The following is a 19,833-nucleotide window of genomic DNA, read 5'->3' on the forward strand; positions in this document are numbered from 1 at the left end:
CCGAGCCCCACGTGACGGCGACGCCAGGGCCGCGGCGCCGCGCCCGCCGCGCCGCAGCCCTCGCGCTTCCCCTCGCCCTGTCGCTGGCGCTCGGCGCCTGCGCGTTGGGCGGGCGCGACGCCTTCACGGCCGCCGACCAGGCGGTGGCGGCCGTGCCGGGCTTCGGTGCCGTCCGGGTGTGGGGCGACGCGCCGGCGCGGGCCGTCGCCAGGGCCGTCCTGCCCGCCCCGGCGCGGGGCATGGGGCGCGACGTGAACGTGCTGGCCCTTTCGGGGGGCGGCGCCGGCGGAGCCTTCGCGGCCGGCCTGCTCGACGGCTGGACGCGGCGCGGCGACCGCCCCGCCTTCGACGTCGTCACGGGCGTGTCGACCGGCGCGCTCATCGCGCCCTTCGCCTTCCTCGGGCCGGCCTACGACGCCGTGCTGGCGCGGCTCTACACCGGGGACGGGGCGGGCGGCGTCGCGGAGCCCGCCAACATCGTCGCCATCGCGACCGGTGACGGGCTGCTCGACCCCGGGCCGCTGCGCCGCATGGTCGAGGCCTATGCGACGCCGGACTTCATCGCCGCGATCGCGGCCGAGCACCGGCGCGGGCGGCGCCTGCTGGTGGTGACCACCAACCTCGACGCCCAGCGGCCCGTCGTGTGGGACATGGGGGCCATCGCGGCGAGCGGCCGGCCGGACGCGCCCGCGCTGTTCCGCGACGTGCTGGTCGCCTCCGCCAGCGTGCCGGCGGTGTTCCCTCCGGTGATGATCCGGGCCGAGGCCGGCGCGCGCGCGCTGGAGGAGATGCATGTCGACGGGGTGGCGACGGCCCAGATCTACCTGCGGCCCGACGTCTTCGCCGCCGCCTTCCCGAGCCGGCGCCTCCACATCTGGGCGGTGGTCAACAACACGCTGCCGCCCGAGTTCACCGTCACGGCCCGGGGGACGCTGCCGATCGCCTACCGGTCGCTCGCCACCGTGATGAAGAGCCAGACCAACGCCACCGTGACGGCGGCCAGCGAGGCGGCGCGCCGGCTCGGCGTCGCCTTCTCGCTGGCCTATATCGACCATGCCGTGGCCTACGACCCCACGACGCCCTTCGCCGCCTCGTACATGGACCGGGTCTATGCCGTCGGCACCGGCGAGGCGCGGGACGGCACGGTCTGGCACCGCGACCTCGCCGGGCTGGCCGTGCCGGCCCAGCCGTAGCGCGGCAGCGGCGACGTCGGCCCGGAAGCGCCAAGGCGATTCCAACGGACCCGATCCTGCTCTAGAAGGGCCGGGTCCGCGGCCGCGGCCGCCACCGGAACCGCAGATCCATGGCTCCTTCCGTCCCCGTCTCGCCGCTCGCCCCCACGGCGACGCCCGCCATGCCGACCATCGCGGGGCTGCGCTTCGCGGCCGGCGAGGCCGGCATCCGCTACAAGGGGCGGACCGACGTCACGGTCGCGGTGCTGCCGGAAGGCACCGCGGTGGCGGGCGTCTTCACCCGGTCGCGCTGCCCCTCGGCCCCGGTCGACTGGTGCCGGGCGAACCTCGGCGGCGGCAGAGCGCGGCTCCTCGTGGTCAATTCCGGCAACGCCAACGCCTTCACGGGACGCACCGGCGTCGCCTCGACGCGACTCACCGCCGAGATCGCGGGCCGCGCCAGCGGCGCGACGGCGGCCGAGATCTTCCTGGCCTCGACGGGCGTCATCGGCGAGCCGCTCGACGCGTCGCGCTTCGAGGGCGTGCTCGACAGGCTCGTCGCCGAGGCGCGCGAGGACGGCATCGCCGAGGCCGCCCGCGCCATCATGACGACCGACACCTTTCCCAAGCTCGCCACCGCCACGGCCGACATCGGCGGCGTGCCGGTGACGATCAACGGCATCGCCAAGGGTGCCGGCATGATCGCGCCCGACATGGCCACGATGCTGAGCTTCGTCTTCACCGACGCCCCGATCGCCGCCCCGGCGCTGCAGGCGCTGCTGTCGCGCGGGGTCGAGGCCTCGTTCAACTGCATCACGGTCGACAGCGACACCTCCACGTCGGACACGCTGATGCTCTTCGCCACCGGGGGCGCGGCGGAGCGCGGCGCCCCCGCCATCGCCGATCCCGCCGACCCGCGGCTGGCCGGCTTCGCGGCGGCGCTGGACGGGCTGCTGCTCGACCTCGCCCACCTCGTCGTCAAGGACGGCGAGGGCGCCCGCAAGTTCGTGTCGGTGCGGGTCGAGGGCGCCGAAAGCGATGCCTCCGCCAAGCGCATCGCGCTGTCGATCGCCAATTCGCCGCTGGTCAAGACCGCGGTGGCGGGCGAGGACGCCAACTGGGGCCGGGTGGTCGCCGCCGTCGGCAAGGCCGGCGAGGCCGCCGACCGCGACCGGCTCGCCATCTGGTTCGGGCCCATCCGGGTCGCCGCCGAGGGGCTGCGCGACCCCGCCTACGACGAAGCCGCCACCTCCAGCTACATGCGCGGCCAGGACATCGACATCCGGGTCGACATCGGCCTAGGCTCGGGACGCGCCACCGTTTGGACCTGCGACCTGACCAAACTCTATGTCGAGATCAACGGCGACTACCGCTCCTGATCCGAAGCCCGCGGGGCCGCCGCGGCGGCTCCCGTTCGCCCGCGTCCCGTCCGCTCTCGTCCTGGCTGCCCTCGTGCTGGCCGCCCTCCTCGGCGCCCTCTGCCTGGACGGCGCCGTGCGGCGCGCCGAGGCCCACCTCGTCCCGCCCGCGCCCTCGACCCTCGTGGTCGACCGCGACGGGCGCCTGCTGCGCGCCTTCGCCACGCCGGACGGGCGCTGGTCCCTGCCGGTCGCCGGCCGCGACGTCGACCCGCGCTTCCTGACGCTGCTCACCGCCGTCGAGGACGCCCGCTTCGCCGACCACGCCGGCATCGACCCCCGCGCCGCCCTGCGCGCCGCCGCCCAGTGGGCGTGGCGGCGGCGGGTGGTGTCGGGGGCTTCGACCCTGTCGATGCAGGTCGCCCGGCTCCTCGCGCCGCGCCCCCGCTCGCTGCGTGCCAAAGCCGGCCAGGCCATCCGCGCCCTCGCGCTGGAACGGCGCTTCGGCAAGGCCGGCATCCTCGACCTCTACCTCCGCCTCGCCCCCTATGGCGGCAACCTCCAGGGGGTCAGGGCCGCCAGCCTCGCCTGGTTCGGCCACGAGCCGGACCGCCTGACGCTCGCCGAGGCGGCGCTGCTGGTCGCCCTGCCCCAGGCGCCGGAGCGCCGCCGGCCGGACCGGCAGGCCGCCCGTGCGCGGGCGGCGCGGGACAGGGTGCTGGCGCGGGCGGAGGCGCTGGGCCTCGCCGCCCCGGGCGAGGTCGCGGCCGCGCGGGCCGAACCCGTGCCGGGCGCGCGCCACCCCCTGCCCGCCCTCGCCTTCCACGCCGCCGGCGAGGCCCGGGCCGCGGCGCCCACGGCCCGGCGCATCCGGCTGACGCTCGACGGGCGGCTGCAGGCGAACCTCGAGGCGCTCGTCCGCCGCCACGCCGCCCGCTTTGGCCCGGCCGTGTCGGGTGCGCTGCTGGTCATCGACAATGCCAGCGACGAGCTGCTGGCCGATGTCGGCACCGCCGACCCCGGCGCCGCGGCCAGCGCCGGGGGCATCGACATGGCGCGGGCCTGGCGCTCGCCTGGCTCGGCGCTGAAGCCCTTCGTCTACGCCATGGCCTTCGAGGACGGGGCGGCGGCGCCCGACACGCTGGTCGAGGACCGGCCGACGCATTTCGGCGCCTACGGGCCGGCGGACTTCGACGACGCCTTCACCGGCACCGTGACGGCGCGGCGCGCCCTCCAGCAGTCCTTGAACCTGCCGGCCGTGGCGCTGCTGGAGCGGGTCGGGCCGGCGCGGTTCCTGGCGCGGCTCGCCGACGTGGAGGTGCCGACCGCCCTGCCCGGCACCGACCCGCCCGGCCTTGCCGTGGCGCTCGGCGGGCTCGGGATCCGCCTCGTCGACCTCGCGCGGCTCTATGCCGGGCTGGCCCGGGGCGGCGCGGTGCCGGCCCTGGTCGAGCGGCTGGAACCGCCGCCGCCCCCCCGGCCGCCCGGGCGGAGCCTAACCGACCCCGTCTCGGCCTGGGCGGTGGGCGACATCCTGCGCGGCGCGGCCCCGCCCGCCAACGGCCTCGCCGGGCGGCTCGCCTTCAAGACCGGCACCTCCTACGGCTTCCGCGACGCGCTGGCGCTCGGCTTCAGCCGGCGCTTCACCCTGGCGGCGTGGCTCGGGCGGCCGGACAACGGCGCCGTGCCGGGCCTCGTCGGGCGGCAGGCGGCGGCGCCCCTGCTGTTCGACGCCGCGGCGCGCCTGCCCGGCCCGCTCGAACCGCCCCCGCGCCCGCCCGGCGTCCCGGCGCCCGAGGCCGCCCTGCCGCAACCCCTGCCGCAACCCCTGCGCCGCTTGGCGACGCCGCGCCTGGAGGGGGAGGTCGCCTGCGGGGTCGCGCCCGGGGCGGCCGGCTGCGCCCGCGCCGCGCCGGCCCTGCGCATCGCCTATCCGCCCGACGGCGCCACGGTCGACCTCGGCCTCGCCGACCCGAACGGCGTGCCGGATCCCCTGGCCCTGAAGGCGGAAGGCGGCGCGCCGCCCTTCACCTGGTTCGTCAACGGCCTGCCGGCCGGCGGCTCGTCACGCCGCGAATCCCGCTGGCAGCCGGACGGCGCGGGCTTCGCGCGGCTCACCGTCGTCGACGCCACCGGCCGCCAGGCGGGCGCGGCGGTGCGGCTGCGCTAAGAATGTGACCACGCCAGCTCCCCTCCCGCCGGGCCGGACGTCGCACAAATGCCACAGCGCCGCTGATGTTGCGCCCCGAGCCCCCGCCGGGGTTACGGGGCGCCTTACCGTCCTGTAATTTCAAATCCAAGTTTCGGCTCCTGGTCTAGGGCGGGGTTTCATGCGTCATCACATCAAGGGCGGCCTCGTCGCCGCGTTGGGCCTCATGTCGGGCACCGCGCTGGTCCAGGCGGCCGACCTTCCGGCCCGCACCGCCCCGGTCCCGGTCTTCGTCGCCCCCGTGGTGAGCGACTGGGGCGGGTTCTACGCCGGCTCCACCTACGGCTACGACTTCACCAACTTCCGCACCCGGCAGGGCAACGGCGCGTCGCGCAAGCTCGACAAGTCGGGCCAGAGCGGCGGCGGCTTCGTCGGCTACAATTACCAGTTCGGCCATGTCGTGGTGGGCGCCGAAGGCGGCATCGACCTGAACCTCGTGCGCGGCAACGAGCGGGCCACGACGGCCGGCCTGCCGACCCATCTCGACAGCCTCTACGACGTCCGCCTGCGCGGCCGCCTGGGCTACGAGTTCGGCTGGTTCATGCCCTTCGTGGCGGGCGGCGCCGTCATCAACGAGAGCTACCAGTCGTCCGAGGCGCCGCTCAACGCGTCCGGCGCCAACAAGCAGTCGACCGGCTACACGATCGGCGCGGGCGTCGACGTCAAGGTCAACCCGGCCGGCTACCTCGGCCTGCAGAACGGCTTCCTCGCCAGCCTGCTCGGGCCGCTGGTCGTGCGCGTGGAATACCTCCACGACAGCCTGCCGACCTCGACCTACGCCTTCGCGGGCCGCTCCTTCCGCACCAATTCGGACAGCGACATCATCCGCGCCGCCATCATCCAGCGCTTTGGCGACAACCCGGCACGTCCCTACATCGACGCCGCCACGCAGACCGTGAACTGGGCCGGCGGCTACGGCGGCGTCTTCGGCGGCGGCGGCTTCATCACCCCGGAGACCAAGAACCTCCTCACGGGCGGCAAGACCCGCTACGACACGTCGGGCGCCCAGGGCGGCCTCTACACCGGCACGAACTTCATCTTCCGCGACCACTACATGCTCGGCATCGAAGGCTCGACCGCCTACACCGACATCGAGGGCAAGGGCCGGCAGCCGACCGGGCCGGTCTCGTTCCGCAACTACATCAACGCCGACCTGCGCGCCCGCGCCGGTTACGCCTGGGGCTCCTACCTGCCCTTCGTCTCGGCCGGCTTCGCCTACGGCCGCAGCGAGCAGATCGACACCAACACCGGCTCGCAGCTCGGCCGCGTCAACAACGAGGCCATCGAGGTCGGCGCCGGCCTCGACTACCGCATCTCCGAGCGGGTCTCGGTGCGCGGCGAGTACCTCCACGAGTTCGGCATCAACGACAAGATCGTCAACCTGAACAACACCAACACCGCCAAGCAGTCGATCGAAGGCGACTTCTTCCGGGTCGGCGCCGCCTACCACTTCGAGTGAGGCCCGCGGCGACCGCGCGAGGGGTCGCCGTCACCCGGTATCTCGCGGCCCCTCGCGGGGCCGCCGTCACAGACCGTGCCGATCATCGGGCCCGCGCAGTCCAGGCCGCCGTCATGCGGCGCCGGGACGCCGCGGGCCCTGTCGTTTCGAGCGCCGGCCGCCGCTGTCCCGGCAGTCGGGTCATTCCAGCGGATAGGAAGCCTCGACCACGTAGGGGCCGCCGCCGACCGAATCGCGCGCCGAATACAGGTTGAAGCTCGCGGCCTCGAAGCGCCGCGTCAGGAAACCGCGGGTTCCGAGGTAATGCGCCACCGCCGTCTGCGACGCGTTGCGCATGCGGGCCAGCGTCACGTGGGGGACGAAGCGGCGCGGCTCGGGCGGCAGCCCGATGCGCCGGAACAGCCGCTCCTGCTCGGCCTGCAACTCCACCAGGGCGGAACCGGGCTGGGCCTTGGCGACGATGGCGCGGGGCTTGTCGCCGCCGAAATAGCCGAGCCCCTCCAGCGTGACGGTGAAGGGCTTGCGGTGGATTCCCGCCATCACCTCGTCGACCGCATCCGCGGTCTCGGGATCGATGTCGCCGATGAAGCGCAGCGTGAGGTGGTAATCCTCGACGTCGATCCAGCGCGCGCCGGTCAGCCCGCCCCGCATCAGGGCCAGTTCCTCGGCGAGTTCGGCCGGAAGCGCGAGTCCCGTGAACAGACGGGGCATGGCTCGACTCCTCGATTCGCGGTGGGACGACGCCCGAGCCTAGAGCAGGAACGCCCTCGATTCCAAGCCGGAGCGGATCGGGCTCGGGCGGAAGCCACTCAGAAACCCGGCAGGTCCCGCGACAGGCCCTTGGCGGCGAGTTCGCCGAGGTAGTGCTCCCATTTGGCCGGGCGGTCGGTGCCGAGCTCGTGCAGGTAGTCCCAGGTGAACAGGCCGCTGTCGTGGCCGTCGTCGAAGACGAGCTTCACGGCGTAATGGCCGACGGGCTCGACCGCCGCGATGCGCACGTTGCGCTTGCCGCCGACCGTGCGCTTCTCCGCCGCCGTGTGGCCCTGCACCTCGGCGCTCGGGCTGGTGACCCGGAGGTATTCCGCCGCGAGATCGAAGATGCCGTCGTCGTAGGTGACGGCGAGGAGGCGGCCACCGTCCTTGAGGCGCAGCTCGATCGGCCAATTTTGCGTCGACATTCCGTTGTTCCCTGGGTTTCGCGCCAAATCCGTTGCCACAGTCTCGCCGGACATTGTAGCCTTCCGCACAAAGGGCTCCCACCACCGCGGCCTGTCGCTTCCGCCCCGCTTCGATGCGGCGAGCGGTGGGGACGGGCTGTGCCGGCGGGGGCCATCATCTCGGGAGGAACCCCATGGTCCATCGGATCGACGACAGCCCCGTGCGCCGCAAGCGCCCCTCGCCCTGGCTGTGGCTGCTGCTCATCCCCTACCCGGCCCTGCTCTGGGTGCCGTTCTACAACAGGGTCGAGCCGCAGATCCTCGGGTTCCCCTTCTTCTACGCCTATCAGATGGCCTTCGTGGTGCTGACCGCCATCGTCACGGCCCTCGTCTACGCCGTCACGGACTGACGCCGCAGCGGCCCTGACCTCGCAGCGGCCCCGGCGCCTCGCCCGGGCCCCGAACCCTTCTGCCGAATCGAGAGAACCATGCCGGTCAACTGGATCGCCCTGACGGTCTTCGTGTTGTGTTTCGCGGGCGTCACCGTCCTGGGCTTCGCCTCCGCCCATTGGCGCAAGGGCGATCTCGACCTCCTGCACGAATGGGGCCTCGGCGGCGGCACCTTCGGCACGCTGATCACCTGGTTCCTCATCGGCGGCGACATCTACACCGCCTATACGTTCATCGCGGTGCCGGCCGTGGCCTTCGGCGCCGGCGCCCTCGCCTTCTTCGCCGTCCCCTACACGACGCTGATCTACCCCATCACCTTCGTGGTGTTCCCGCGCATGTGGTCGGTGTGCCGCCGCCACGGCTATATCACGGCGGCGGATTTCGTGCGGGGCCGCTTCGGCAACCGCTGGCTGGCGCTCGCCGTGGCGCTGACCGGCCTGCTCGCCACCATGCCGTACATCGCCCTGCAGCTCGTCGGCCTCGAAGTCGTCATCGCCGGCCTCGGCGTCACGACGGAAGGCCTCATCGGCCACCTGCCGCTGCTCATCGCCTTCGTGATCCTGGCGGCCTTCACCTACACGTCGGGCCTGCGCGCCCCCGCCACCATCGCGGTCGTCAAGGACCTGATGATCTACATCGTCATCATCGCGGCCGTGGGCGTGGTGGTGCGCACCTTCGGCGGCTTCGGCCCCCTCTTCGCCGCCGTGCCGCCCGAGAAGCTCATCCTGCCGACACCGCCGGCCGGCTCCACCGGCGTCTACGGCGTCTACGCCAGCCTCGCGCTCGGCTCGGCCGCCGCGCTCTTCATGTATCCCCACGCCATCACCGCCATCCTGTCCTCGTCGACCCGGAACGTGATCCGCCGCAACTCGGCCCTGCTGCCGGCCTATTCGCTGGTGCTGGCCTTCCTGACGCTGCTGGGCTTCATGGCGATCGCCGTCGGCGTGAAGGCCAAGCCGGAATATGCCGCGCTGTTCGCCCGCTACAGCAACCAGTTCGCCGTGCCGGCCCTGATCCTCGACATCTTCCCCCCGTGGTTCGCCGGCTTCTCCTTCGCCGCCATCGGCATCGGCGCCCTCGTGCCGGCCGCCATCATGTCGATCGCCGCCGCGAACCTGTGGACGCGCAACATCCACCTCGAATTCATCAACCCGCGCGCCACGCCCGCCGAAGAGTCGCGGATGGCGAAGCTGGTGTCGCTGCTGGTGAAGTTCGGCGCCCTCGTCTTCGTGCTCGGCATCCCCAAGGAATATGCCATCAACCTGCAGCTGCTCGGCGGCGTGTGGATCATCCAGACCCTGCCGGCCGTGCTGATCGGCCTCTACACGCGCTGGTTCAACTCCTGGGCCCTGCTGGCCGGCTGGGCCGTCGGCATGGCCTTCGGCACGCTGGTGGTCGACGCCAACGCCTTCAAGAACGCCACCTACGTGCTGTCGGTCGGCGGCTACCAGCTCCCCGGCTACGTCGCCATCTACGCGCTCGCCGCCAACCTCATCGTGGCCGTGGTGGTGACGCTGCTGGTCAACATGGTGCTGAGGCCCGAGCGCCGCGACGCCACGGTGGCGGCCGACTACGTCTGACGTCGCGCGGGGGTGCTGTCCTTCCCGTGACGGCACCCCCCCCCGCTACCGCTCGGCGGCGAGACGCCCTATATAGATCCCATGCTGCAAATGCCCGCCTCAGGCTTCGCCGCCGCCGAAGCCGCGCCGCTCATCGATCCGTTCGGGCGCGCCATCACCTACCTGCGCGTTTCGGTGACGGACCGCTGCGACTTCCGCTGCGTCTACTGCATGTCGGAGCAGATGCAGTTCCTGCCGAAGCGCGACCTCCTCACCCTGGAGGAGCTCGACCGGCTCTGCACGGCCTTCGTCGAGCGCGGCACCCGCAAGCTGCGCATCACCGGCGGCGAGCCCCTGGTGCGGCGCGACATCATGCAGCTCTTCGGCAAGCTGTCGCGCCATCTCGGCTCCGGGGCGCTCGACGAGCTGACGCTGACCACCAACGGTTCGCAGCTGGCGCGCTTCGCCGAGGAACTCGCGGGGTGCGGCGTCAGGCGGGTCAACGTGTCGCTCGACACGCTCGACCCCGCGAAGTTCGGCGTCATCACGCGCTGGGGCGATTTCGACCGCGTGGTCGACGGCATGGCGGCGGCGCAGCGGGCCGGGCTGAAGGTGAAGCTCAACGCCGTGGCGCTGAAGGGCGTCAACGAGGACGAACTCGCCGACATGGTGGCCTGGTCGCACGACCGCGGCATGGAGATCACCTTCATCGAGGTGATGCCGCTCGGCGAGGAGGGCGGGGACCGGTCCGACCAGTTCCTGTCGCTGGAAGAGGTGCGGTCGCGGCTGGGCGAACGCTTTTCGCTGTCGCCCCTCGCGGTGTCGACGGGCGGGCCGGCGCGCTACTGGCGCGTCGGCGAGACGGGGGGCCGCGTCGGCTTCATCACGCCGCTCACCCACAATTTCTGCGAAAGCTGCAACCGGGTGCGCGTCACCTGCACGGGCACGCTCTACATGTGCCTCGGCCAGAACGACGCCGCGGACCTGCGAGCCGCCCTGCGCTCGCCAGACCCAGACGCGGCGCTCGAGGCCGCCATCGCCGAGGCCATCTCGCGCAAGCCCAAGGGCCACGACTTCGTCGCCGACCGCCTCGCCGCCAAGCCCCGTGTCGCCCGCATGATGAGCACCACGGGCGGCTGAGCTCAAAGGCCAGCGAGCCTAAAGGCCACCGCCACCGAGGGCGATGCCGGGCCGTGGCTGGGTGGGCGGTGCCCGCCTCACGCCATCAGGGTCTGGATGCCCTGCTCGTAGAGCGCCGTGAGTTCGCCGAACCGCGCCAGCAGGGTTTCGCTGAGGACGGCGACATCGCGGCGGGCCGCGACGGGGTCGGCGAGGGCGTGGCGGAAGCCCGCCCAGGCCTGCAGGGCGTCCCCCATCACGGCTTGGATCTCGCCTGTGCTGAGCGGTGCCGCCGCCAGGAAGGCCAGGCCCTGCTCGAAATCCGCCTCCGCCCGGCGCATGGCATCGCCGTCGCCGGGGCGGTCGATCAGCGTCGACAGGATGGCGCCCTTGGCGATCCGCTGCGACAGCATGCGCTGGCGCCCCGACACGTTGATGATGCGCAACGCCGCCGCGAAGCCGGCCGTCTCGAGGTTGCGGGTCAGCGCTTCGGCCTGGCCGAGCAGCCGTTCCGCGAGGGCATCGACGGCGGCGAGCCGCGCCGTGGTCGGGCGGTCCCGCACCGCAGCCTTGAGCTCCGACCAGGGGCCGAGCACGCCGTCGAGCAGGTCCCCGAAGGTCGCCCGCGACAGGCTGCGGCCCAGCACGGCGAGGTTGGCGTCGGCCTGGGCGACGGAATCGTCGCAGAGCCGGCGCGCGGCCTCGGGCTCGATCCCGGCGCAGCCCAGGCCGTTCAGCTTGACGATGCGCTGCGACAGCATGCGGAGCTGCCCGGCGCGGTTGATGGCATCGGCGTAGCGGGTCGCGTCGATCACCTGCTGGGCCACCTGCCCGATGCGCTGCTTCGACTGCATGGCGGCCGAGCGCAGCACCTTGAAGGCCTCCTCCTCGGGCACGTTGCGGACCCGCATGAGGATGCCCTTGGCCCGGTCGACCAGCTTGCGTTCGCTGAAGCGGTCGCGGACGTCGGAGAGTTCGGCCCGCAGCGCCTGGTCGCGCCGGAACCGGGCCTGGGCCACGTGGATGACCGAGCGCAGGCGCCGCGGCGCGTAGCCGTCCACCACATAGGCATGCACGCCCGCACCCGCCGCGCGCTCGATCTTCTCGGCATCCGGGTCGGCCGTGAAGAGCACGAAGGGGCGGGGCGCCGTGTCCTGCAGCGTCGCCGTGATGGCGAACAGGGCATCGCCCGGGTGATTTTCATAGCAGACGACCACGTCCGGGGCAGAGCGGATCACGTCCTGCACCATGGTGCGCAGGTCGAGCGCCGCCCCCACCGTGAGCCCCACGCTTTCGAGGTCGCGCGCGAGCCCTGGCGCGCCGGGGCCGCCGGAGGAGAAGAACGAGACCGTCGTCATGGAGCAACCGCCAACCGGACCCACCGCCGCATGGGAGCCCGGGGGGCGGTGCAAGCCCCGCGCCGCCCGGCCCAAACGGGTGGCACGCATCGTGCAAATCCCGGCTCGGCTGCACCGACGCGGCCGACTTTCGCCTCGCACGCCGAGTCGTGCCCACAGAGCCGTGGGCAATCCGTGCCTCCTCGCGTCAGCGACCGGGGAGACAACGCCTCTTGGAGCGCATCATGGCAGTTGGAACGCCCACCGGTAAGGCCACCCGCATCGACCTGTTCAGCCTGAAGACCCCGCAGATGCGGGCCTTCCACCTGACATGGCTCGCCTTCTTCGTCTGCTTCTTCGCCTGGTTCGCGACGGCACCCCTGATGCCGACCATCGCCAAGGACCTGTCGCTGTCGAAGGACCAGGTCTACAACATCACGATCGCGGGCGTGTTCGCCACCATCCTGGCCCGGGCCGTGATCGGGCCGATGTGCGACCGCTACGGGCCCCGCATCACCTACACGCTGCTGCTCGCGCTCGGCGCCATCCCGGTCTTCCTGATCGGATTCGCCCAGGACTACACGTCCTTCATGATCGGCCGCCTGTTCATCGGCGTGATCGGCGCCTCCTTCGTGGTCACGCAGTACCACACGTCGGTGATGTTCGCCCCGAACGTGGTCGGCACCGCCAACGCCACCGTGGGGGGCTGGGGCAATGCCGGCGGCGGCGTCACCCAGACCATCATGCCGATCATCTTCAGCGGCATCGCCGCCTACGGCCTTTCGGCGTCGCTGAGCTGGCGCGCCGCCATGGTGGTGCCGGGCGTGGCGATGCTGATCGTGGCGGTGCTCTACTGGCGCTTCACCCAGGACACGCCGCTCGGCAACCTGTCCGCCCTGCGCGCCAAGGGCATCGTGGTCGACACCGGCAAGAAGGGCGGCCTCGGCGTGATGCGGCAGGCGGCCCGGAACTACCGCGTCTGGCTCCTCGCCGCCGGCTACGGCGCCTCCTTCGGCGTCGAGCTCTTCGTCCATTCCATCGCCGTCACGTATTTCGTCGGCAAGTTCCAGATGACGCAGGGCAATGCCGGCTACGCGGTCGGCGCCTTCGGCCTGCTCGCCTTGTTCGCCCGGGCGCTCGGCGGCCTCCTGTCGGACCGAGTGGCCTACTCCAAGGGCCTCGGCGGCCGGACCTGGCTGCTCTTCGCCATGCTGCTGTGCGAGGGCGTGTTCCTCATCGCCTTCTCGCAGTCCGACTCGGTCGCGCTCGCCGTGGTCTTCCTGCTGGTCTTCGGCCTGTTCACCCACATGGCCTGCGGCTCCCTCTACGCCATCGTGCCCTTCGTCGACCGCAAGGTGCTGGGCGGCGTCACCGGCATCATCGGCGCCGGCGGCAACGTCGGCGGCGTGGTGGCGGGCTTCCTGGCCCGCGGCACCGGCAACGTCCAGGTCACCTTCCTGATCCTGGGCATCGTCGCCGTGGTCTGTGCCTGCGGCGCCGCCGCCATCCGCTTCTCGCTCGCCCACAGGGAAAGCGAGCAGGCGCTCTACGACGAGGCGGTCGCCGAGCGCCGGAGCGCGGCAACCTTGTCGACCGGGGCCGCCGTCACGGCCTGAAACCTCCCCGGCGCGGCGCGCTCCCGGCGGTTGCGCCGGGAGCCGCAGGAACAGCGGTCCGGTCTACGACGTTCGCCGTCACCTCGTCCCCGACCGGAACCGCCCATGCGCCCTCCCCTGCCTCACCGCCGCCGCGCCGCCCACGCCCTGTTGAGCGCGACGCTGCTGGCGTCCACGGCGGCCTTCGCCGCCGCGCCCAACGCCGAGGCCCCGATGGCCGGCCACGCCGCCGCCACGGCCAAGCTCGAAAAGGTCATGAGCTTCGACCACCAGGTCACGGGCGTCGCCGTCAGCGAGGACGGCCGCATCTTCGTGAGCTTCCCGCGCTGGTTCGAGGACGTGCCGGTGTCGCTGGCCGAAGTCACCAAGGACGGCAAGCTGCGCCCCTATCCGGATGCGGAATGGAACAGCTTCCGCAACGCCGACCCCAAGAGCCCGGGCGACCACTTCGTCTGCGTGCAGGCCGAGACGGCGGACGGCAAGGGCCACCTCTGGGTCATCGACCCCGCCGCCCCCGCCACCGGCTTCATCGTGCCGGGCGGGCCCAAGCTCGTCGAGATCGACCTCAAGACCGACAAGGTCGTGCGAACCTTCAAGTTCGGCGGCGACGTCGCCCCGCAGGGCAGCTACCTCAACGACGTGCGGCTCTCCCCCGACGGGCGCTTCGCCTATATGACGGACAGCGGCGCCCAGGGCGCGCTCGTGGTGCTCGACGTCACGACGGGCCAGGCCCGCCGCGTGCTCGACGGCGCCATGCAGACCCAGGTCGACAAGTCCGTGAAGGTCGTTATCGGCGGCAAGGAGATCCACACCGCCGACGGTCGTGGCGTCCAGTTCGCGGCCGATTCCATCTCGCTCGATCCCAAGGGCGAGTACCTGTACCTCCAGCCCCTGACCGGCAAGACGCTGTACCGGATCGCGACGTCGGCGCTCCAGGACGCGAGCCTGGCGCCCGACGCGATGTCGGCGAAGGTCGAGACGGTGTCGCCGAGCGAGCCCAACGACGGCCTGTGGCAGGACCGGACCGGCAAGCTTTTCTTCACCGCCGTGCAGAAGGACGCGATCGAGACGCAGGAGCCCGGCGCCAAGGAGCGGCACCTCCTGGTGAAGGACCCCCGCCTCGTGTGGCCCGACACCTTCGCCGAAGGGCCGGACGCGACGCTCTACGTCACCAACTCGGCCATCCAGAACTCGCCGCGCTACAATCCCCACGGATGGACGGAGCGGACGTTCAACCTTTGGAAGATCGTCCCGAAGGAGAAGGGCGAGATCGCCGGCAATCCCGCCTTCGACAAGTAGCACCCGGAACCGGCGTCCGCCGGGCGCCGGTCGCGCTCAGCCGCCATTGGCCTTGTCGAGTTCCTCGCGCACGGGGGCGTGGTTGAGCAGCGCCACCAGCGAGGTGCCGCCCACCACGTTGCCCAGGAAGGTCGGCACGAAGAAGTGGCCGACGTAGTCGCCGATGCCGATCTGGCCGACGATCACCAGGTAGGCGATCTCCGACGAGCCCGCGATGAGGTGGGAGGTGTGGGAGATCGCCACCAGGTAGGTGATGATGAGGATCAGCAGCAGCCGCGACTGGCCGGCGCTGGGCATGAGCCAGACCATGAGGGCGATGAGCCAGCCCGCCAGCATGGACTTCAGCGCCATGTGCCAGAAGGAGTCGCGCAGGGCCTCCTGGCCGATCTCCGACAGGGCCTGGGTGACGGGCTCCTGGAACAGGCCCGGCACCGCCAGCAGGGCCGCGAACAGCACGGTCCCGACCACGTTGGCGACCAGCACCACCGCCCAGAGCCGCAGCATGCCCGACACCGCCGCCCCGGTGGGCTTGGTGAGCACGGGCAGCACCGCCGTGAGGGTGCTCTCGGTGAAGAGCTGCTGCCGGCCGAGCACGACGATGAGGAAGCCGGTGGTGTAGCCGAAACCCGAGACCAGGATGCGCCAGGGCGCGTCCGGCAGCGCGGCGCGCATCACCGCCATGATCAGGAAGGAAAAGCCCATCGACAGGCCGGCGGCGAGGCCCGACCAGGCCAGGGCCGAGATGCTGCGGTCGAGTTCGCGTTCGCCGTCATGGCGGATGATGTCGTGGATCTTGACGGGCTCGGGCGCCGACGAGATCGCCGTCTGGAACGTGTCGCTGAGCGTGTCGGCCCCGGTGCCGCTCGACTGCCCCTCCCCCTCACCGTCCTCGTCGCCCCTGTTCCGCGTCATCGCCGGCCATCCGCATCGTGTGTGGTGTCACAGGCTCGCCGTGAAGCTCCGCGTCGGCGGCGGCCTGAACGGCCTTAACGCCGTGCCAGCTCGGATCGGGGCGGCGATCATCGCCAAATAAAAAGGGCCCGCCTGGCGGCGGGCCCCTCGCGATGGTCCCGTGACGGGATCAGTCGTTCTGGACGTAGGTGATCTGGCCGTTGGGCTGCTTCTTCCAGGTGTACATGACGTAGCCGGCCTGGGTGAGGTCGCCCTTCTTGTCGTAGGACAGGTCGCCGATGACCGTGTGGAACTTCATCCCCGAGTGCATGGCGTCGGCCATCTTGTGCGGGTCGATGGACTTCGCGCTCTCGGCGGCCTGCGCCATCACCTGCACGGCGGCGTAGCTATAGAGCGTGTAGGCCTGGGGGTCGAAGTTCTTGGCGGCGAATTCCTTCACCACGGCCGCGGCGTTGGGGTTCTTGCGCGGGTCGGGGCCGAAGGTCATCAGCGTGCCTTCCGCGCCGGGGCCGGCGATCGAGGCGAACTCGTTGTCGGTGATGCCGTCGCCCGACATCATCGGGGACTTGATGCCCTGGTCGGTCATCTGGCGGCGGATGAGGCCGCCCTCGGGGTGGAGCCCGCCCCAGTAGACCACATCGGCGCCGGCGGCCTTCACCTTGGAGACGACGGCCGAATAGTCCTTCTCGCCGGCGTTCACGCCCTCGTAGAGGGCGGGCTTGATGCCGGCCTTGGCCAGGGCCGCCATGGTGGCGTCGGCCAGACCCTTGCCGTAGGTGGTCTTGTCGTGGAGGATGGCGATCTTCTTGCCCTTGAAGTGATCCTCGATGTACTTGGCGGCGACGGCGCCCTGCTGGTCGTCACGGCCGCAGGTGCGGAACACGTCCCACTTGCCCTTCTCGGTGAGGGTGGGGTTGGTGGCGGCCGGCGTGATCATCAGCATGCCGTTCTCGAGGTAGACGTCCGAGGCCGGAATGGTCACGCCCGAGTTGAAGTGGCCGACGACGTATTTCACGCCGTCGCCGACGAACTTGTTGGCGACGGAGACGCCCTGCTTGGGATCCGACACGTCGTCGCCGGTCTCGATCGTGATCTTGTTGCCGAGGATGCCGCCCTTGGCGTTGATGTCCTCCACCGCCTGCTGCGCGCCCTGCTGCAACTGTGCCCCGAAGGCCGCGTTGGGGCCGGTGAGCGGCCCGGCGACGGCGAGCTTGAAATCTGCCGCATGGGCGAGGCCGGAAAAGGCGAGACCCGCCGCCAGCACGAAACCCGTCAATCCGATGGTCTTCACGTCATAATTCTCCGTGGCTGCAAGATCCGGCCGTGCCGGTTGTCGAGGCCGCGGCGGATTTGATGCGATTGTTCAGGCCGAGTCCAGTCACATCTGCAGGGCGTGCAGAGATGACCGGCCGGTGTCGCGACGGGCTGAGAGCAAGCTTCGTGCCGGGGCGCTTGCACCGTCGCGACAGGCGCCGGCATCTCGCCGGTGCCGCGGCTTTCATCGGGCGTCAACCTTTCTCGTCGACCGATGGCGCGGTCTTGATCTGTCGGCGAGCCGTCGTGTTCGCCGGCCGGGCAGGACGTTTCCCTGTTCGACTTCGAGGGCGGCTGCCGTGCGGTTCTCCTTTGGCCTTGCGTCCAGCCATTAACCCTAATGTCGGGTTAAAGGCGCCCCTCGAATGATCGCTGCTACAACAGGGGCAGCGGGCGTGGCGGCAGCCGCCCGCTTCGTCACGGCGGCGCCGCAGCTTCGGCACCACTGCATCGCGCGATTCGAGGAACCGGCATGGTAAGCGTCAACTCCAGCGTCGACGGCGGCAACACCATCAGCTTCGCCCACCGCCTCGCCGGCTCGCCGCGCTTCAAGGCCCTGTTCCGCGACGGCATGCACCTCGTGGAAGAGGTGGCGGCCTATCTCGACGGGCCCGGCCGCGACGAGGCCAAGAACCTGCCGCGCCCCGTCGCCATCGCCTACGCGGCCGAAAGCATGCGGCTGACGACGCGCCTCATGCAGGTGGCCTCCTGGCTGCTGGTTCAGCGGGCCGTCAACGAGGGCGAGATGGACCCGGAGCAGGCCGAGGCCGAAAAGCACAAGGTGCGGCTGTGCCCGCAGGACGTGGCCTCGGGCCCGGGCGTCTTCGCCCAGCTGCCGCCGCTGCTCCAGGACCTGACCGACCGTTCGCTGCGCCTGCAGAACCGCATCATCTACCTCGACCGCTCCATCCGCCTGCCCGCCGAGGCCGCTCCCGTGGCGCCGGTCGGCGTGGTCAGCGAGTTCGATCTCCAGCGCGCCCGCATCCTGCAGGCCTTCCACGGCCGCTGACGCGCCCGGGGCCGCAGCCGTCCGGGCGCTCTCGGCCCGGCCCCCCGCGACGTTCGCCGCCGCCCTGGGCAAGGGGCGCGCCCCATGCTTCACTCCCCGGCCCGAGACGCGCCAGAAGGCGCGCCGGGCCTTGTGAAGGGCGGAACGCCGCCGGGGAGGCGCCATGCTGGGATCGATGATGGACGTGCCGCTGCTGGTCTCGTCCATACTGAGACACGCCGAAACGTCGCACGGCGACACCCCGGTCGTGTGGCGCGACGCCGCCGGCGGTGTCGGCGCCACCACCTACGGCGAGGTGGCGAGCCGGAGCCGCCGCCTCGCCCGCGCGCTCGACAGGCTGGGCCTCGCGCGGGCGGCCCGCGTCGGCACGCTGGCGTGGAACGGGCACCGCCACCTCGAAGTCTATTTCGCGGCCTCGGGCTCGGGGCGGATCTGCCACACGGTCAATCCGAGGCTGTCTCCCGAGCAGATCGCCGCCATCGTGGCCCATGCCGGCGATGCGGTGCTGTTCGTCGATCCCGGCCTCGTGCCGCTCGTCGAGGCCCTGTCGGGCCGCATGCCGGAGGTGCGGGCCGTCGTGGTGATGGGCGGCCCCGAATCCATGCCCCCGGCCTCGCGCCTGCCGGGCCTGCTCTGCTACGAGGCGCTGCTCGCCGCCGAGGACGAGAGCTACGACTGGCCGGCCCTCGACGAGCGGGCGGCCTGCGGCCTCTGCTACACGTCGGGCACCACCGGGGCGCCCAAGGGCGTGCTCTATTCCCACCGGTCGACGGTGCTCCACGCCCTGACCATCTCGGTGCCCGACGGCTTCGGCTTCTCGGCCGTCGACACCGTCCTGCCGGTGGTGCCGATGTTCCACGTCAATGCCTGGGGCCTGCCCTACGCGGCCGCGATGGCGGGCGCGAAACTGGTCATGCCGGGTCCCCGGCTCGACGGGGAAAGCCTGCATGGCTTGATCCGCCGCGAAGGCGTCACCCTCACGGCCGGCGTCCCCACGGTCTGGCTGGGGCTGCTCGACTGGGTCGAGGCCCGGGGCGAGGCGCTGGCCCCCGTGCGGCGGGTCGGCATCGGCGGCTCGGCCTGCCCGCCCGTGATGATCGAGCGCTTCGCCGCCCTGGGCGTGTCGGTCGTCCACGCCTGGGGCATGACGGAGACCAGCCCCGTCGCCGTGACCAACCAGCCGAAACACAGCCAGGCCGGCCTCGCGCCCGAGGCCCGGCTGGCCCTCGCCCGCAAGCAGGGGCGCCCCCTCTTCGGCGTGGAACTGCGCGCCGTGGGGCCGGCGGGCGAGAGTGTCTCCCGCGACGGCGAGGCCTTCGGCGCCATGCTGGTGCGGGGCCCCTGCGTGGCGTCGCGTTACTTCGGCTCCGAGGCCGACGAGTCCTTCGCGACGCCGGGCTGGTTCGCCACCGGCGACGTGGTGACGGTGGACCCCGACGGCTTCGTCGAGATCGTCGACCGCGCCAAGGACGTCATCAAGTCCGGCGGGGAATGGATCAGCTCCATCGCAATCGAGAACATCGCCCTCGAACACGACGCCGTGCAGGAGGCCGCCGTCGTGGCCCGCGACGACCCGCGCTGGGGGGAGCGGCCCGTGCTCTTCGTCGTGACGGTGGCGGGCGCGAGCTTCGACGCGGAGGACATGGCGTCGCTGTTCGAGGGGCGCGTGGCGCGCTGGATGGTGCCGACCGACCTGCGCGTCGTGTCGGAACTCCCCCACACGGCGACCGGCAAGCTGCACAAGGCCGCCATCCGGCGGATGGTGTGACCTGACGTAAAAAGCTTCTTCCGGCGGGGAGACTCGCCGTTCGATCCCTGTCGAACGCCCTGCCGAACGGTCCCAGGCAGCTTCGATGGAGTAAA

General features: G+C 71.7%; 16 protein-coding genes. 11 read left to right on the forward strand and 5 right to left on the reverse strand.

What is annotated here, in order from left to right:
* Nucleotides 1–11 precede the first annotated feature (11 nt).
* The 4 genes from D3272_RS01370 to D3272_RS01385 all read left to right on the forward strand — a co-directional run bounded on the left by D3272_RS01370 (nt 12) and on the right by D3272_RS01385 (nt 6,198).
* Entirely contained in the window at nt 12–1,193 is a 1,182-nt protein-coding gene (locus tag D3272_RS01370; protein ID WP_165361165.1) for a patatin-like phospholipase family protein, read from the forward strand.
* A 110-nt stretch (nt 1,194–1,303) separates the two neighbouring features.
* Nucleotides 1,304–2,551 carry a bifunctional glutamate N-acetyltransferase/amino-acid acetyltransferase ArgJ gene (argJ, locus tag D3272_RS01375; RefSeq protein WP_129217276.1) on the forward strand — a complete coding sequence of 416 codons (1,248 nt, stop codon included), beginning with the start codon at nt 1,304–1,306 and terminating at the stop codon, nt 2,549–2,551.
* Complete coding sequence (pbpC, locus tag D3272_RS01380) at nt 2,520–4,700, forward strand: penicillin-binding protein 1C (RefSeq protein WP_129217277.1); 2,181 nt, start codon at nt 2,520–2,522, stop codon at nt 4,698–4,700. Before argJ ends, pbpC begins: the two co-directional genes overlap by 32 nt.
* A gap of 160 nt (nt 4,701–4,860) precedes the next feature.
* Nucleotides 4,861–6,198: an outer membrane protein gene (locus tag D3272_RS01385; RefSeq protein WP_129217278.1), complete on the forward strand. Its 1,338-nt coding sequence runs from the start codon at nt 4,861–4,863 to the stop codon at nt 6,196–6,198.
* Between the two features lie 180 nt (nt 6,199–6,378).
* Here D3272_RS01385 and thpR read toward each other — a convergent pair whose 3' ends face one another.
* Entirely contained in the window at nt 6,379–6,909 is a 531-nt protein-coding gene (thpR, locus tag D3272_RS01390; RefSeq protein ID WP_129217279.1) for an RNA 2',3'-cyclic phosphodiesterase, read from the reverse strand.
* A 98-nt stretch (nt 6,910–7,007) separates the two neighbouring features.
* Nucleotides 7,008–7,376 (reverse strand): gamma-butyrobetaine hydroxylase family protein, encoded by a 369-nt coding sequence (locus D3272_RS01395; protein WP_129217280.1) that lies wholly within the window; start codon nt 7,374–7,376, stop codon nt 7,008–7,010.
* Between the two features lie 173 nt (nt 7,377–7,549).
* On the opposite strand from D3272_RS01395, the gene D3272_RS01400 reads away from it, so the two are divergent.
* From D3272_RS01400 to moaA, 3 genes are all read left to right on the forward strand, one after another.
* Nucleotides 7,550–7,765, forward strand: a complete 216-nt coding sequence (locus D3272_RS01400) for a DUF3311 domain-containing protein (protein ID WP_129217281.1) — start codon at nt 7,550–7,552, stop codon at nt 7,763–7,765.
* Between the two features lie 78 nt (nt 7,766–7,843).
* Nucleotides 7,844–9,385, forward strand: coding sequence for a monocarboxylate uptake permease MctP (mctP, locus tag D3272_RS01405; RefSeq protein ID WP_129217282.1), 1,542 nt, complete (start codon nt 7,844–7,846; stop codon nt 9,383–9,385).
* An 81-nt stretch (nt 9,386–9,466) separates the two neighbouring features.
* Nucleotides 9,467–10,504: a GTP 3',8-cyclase MoaA gene (gene moaA / locus D3272_RS01410; RefSeq protein ID WP_129217283.1), complete on the forward strand. Its 1,038-nt coding sequence runs from the start codon at nt 9,467–9,469 to the stop codon at nt 10,502–10,504.
* A 77-nt stretch (nt 10,505–10,581) separates the two neighbouring features.
* On the opposite strand, the gene D3272_RS01415 is transcribed toward moaA, so the two are convergent.
* Entirely contained in the window at nt 10,582–11,841 is a 1,260-nt protein-coding gene (locus D3272_RS01415; protein WP_165361166.1) for a type IV pili methyl-accepting chemotaxis transducer N-terminal domain-containing protein, read from the reverse strand.
* 224 nt (nt 11,842–12,065) lie between these two features.
* Here D3272_RS01415 and D3272_RS01420 point away from each other — a divergent pair, with 224 nt between their 5' ends.
* Both D3272_RS01420 and D3272_RS01425 read left to right on the forward strand, forming a co-directional pair.
* Nucleotides 12,066–13,436: a NarK family nitrate/nitrite MFS transporter gene (locus tag D3272_RS01420; protein ID WP_129217285.1), complete on the forward strand. Its 1,371-nt coding sequence runs from the start codon at nt 12,066–12,068 to the stop codon at nt 13,434–13,436.
* A gap of 105 nt (nt 13,437–13,541) precedes the next feature.
* Complete coding sequence (locus D3272_RS01425; RefSeq protein WP_129217286.1) at nt 13,542–14,735, forward strand: L-dopachrome tautomerase-related protein; 1,194 nt, start codon at nt 13,542–13,544, stop codon at nt 14,733–14,735.
* Nucleotides 14,736–14,771: 36 nt separating this feature from the next.
* Here D3272_RS01425 and D3272_RS01430 read toward each other — a convergent pair whose 3' ends face one another.
* Nucleotides 14,772–15,647, reverse strand: coding sequence for a formate/nitrite transporter family protein (locus tag D3272_RS01430; protein ID WP_129217287.1), 876 nt, complete (start codon nt 15,645–15,647; stop codon nt 14,772–14,774).
* Between the two features lie 169 nt (nt 15,648–15,816).
* Nucleotides 15,817–16,938, reverse strand: coding sequence for a branched-chain amino acid ABC transporter substrate-binding protein (locus D3272_RS01435; RefSeq protein ID WP_207210098.1), 1,122 nt, complete (start codon nt 16,936–16,938; stop codon nt 15,817–15,819).
* A gap of 495 nt (nt 16,939–17,433) precedes the next feature.
* On the opposite strand from D3272_RS01435, the gene rcdA reads away from it, so the two are divergent.
* Nucleotides 17,434–17,970 (forward strand): protease adaptor protein RcdA, encoded by a 537-nt coding sequence (gene rcdA, locus D3272_RS01440; RefSeq protein ID WP_129217288.1) that lies wholly within the window; start codon nt 17,434–17,436, stop codon nt 17,968–17,970.
* 163 nt (nt 17,971–18,133) lie between these two features.
* A complete protein-coding gene (locus tag D3272_RS01445; protein ID WP_129217289.1) occupies nt 18,134–19,738 on the forward strand; it encodes a long-chain fatty acid--CoA ligase in 1,605 nt (534 codons plus the stop codon).
* The last annotated feature ends 95 nt before the right edge of the window (nt 19,739–19,833 follow it).

Source organism: Lichenibacterium ramalinae (assembly GCF_004137085.1).
GTDB lineage: Bacteria > Pseudomonadota > Alphaproteobacteria > Rhizobiales > Beijerinckiaceae > Lichenihabitans > Lichenihabitans ramalinae.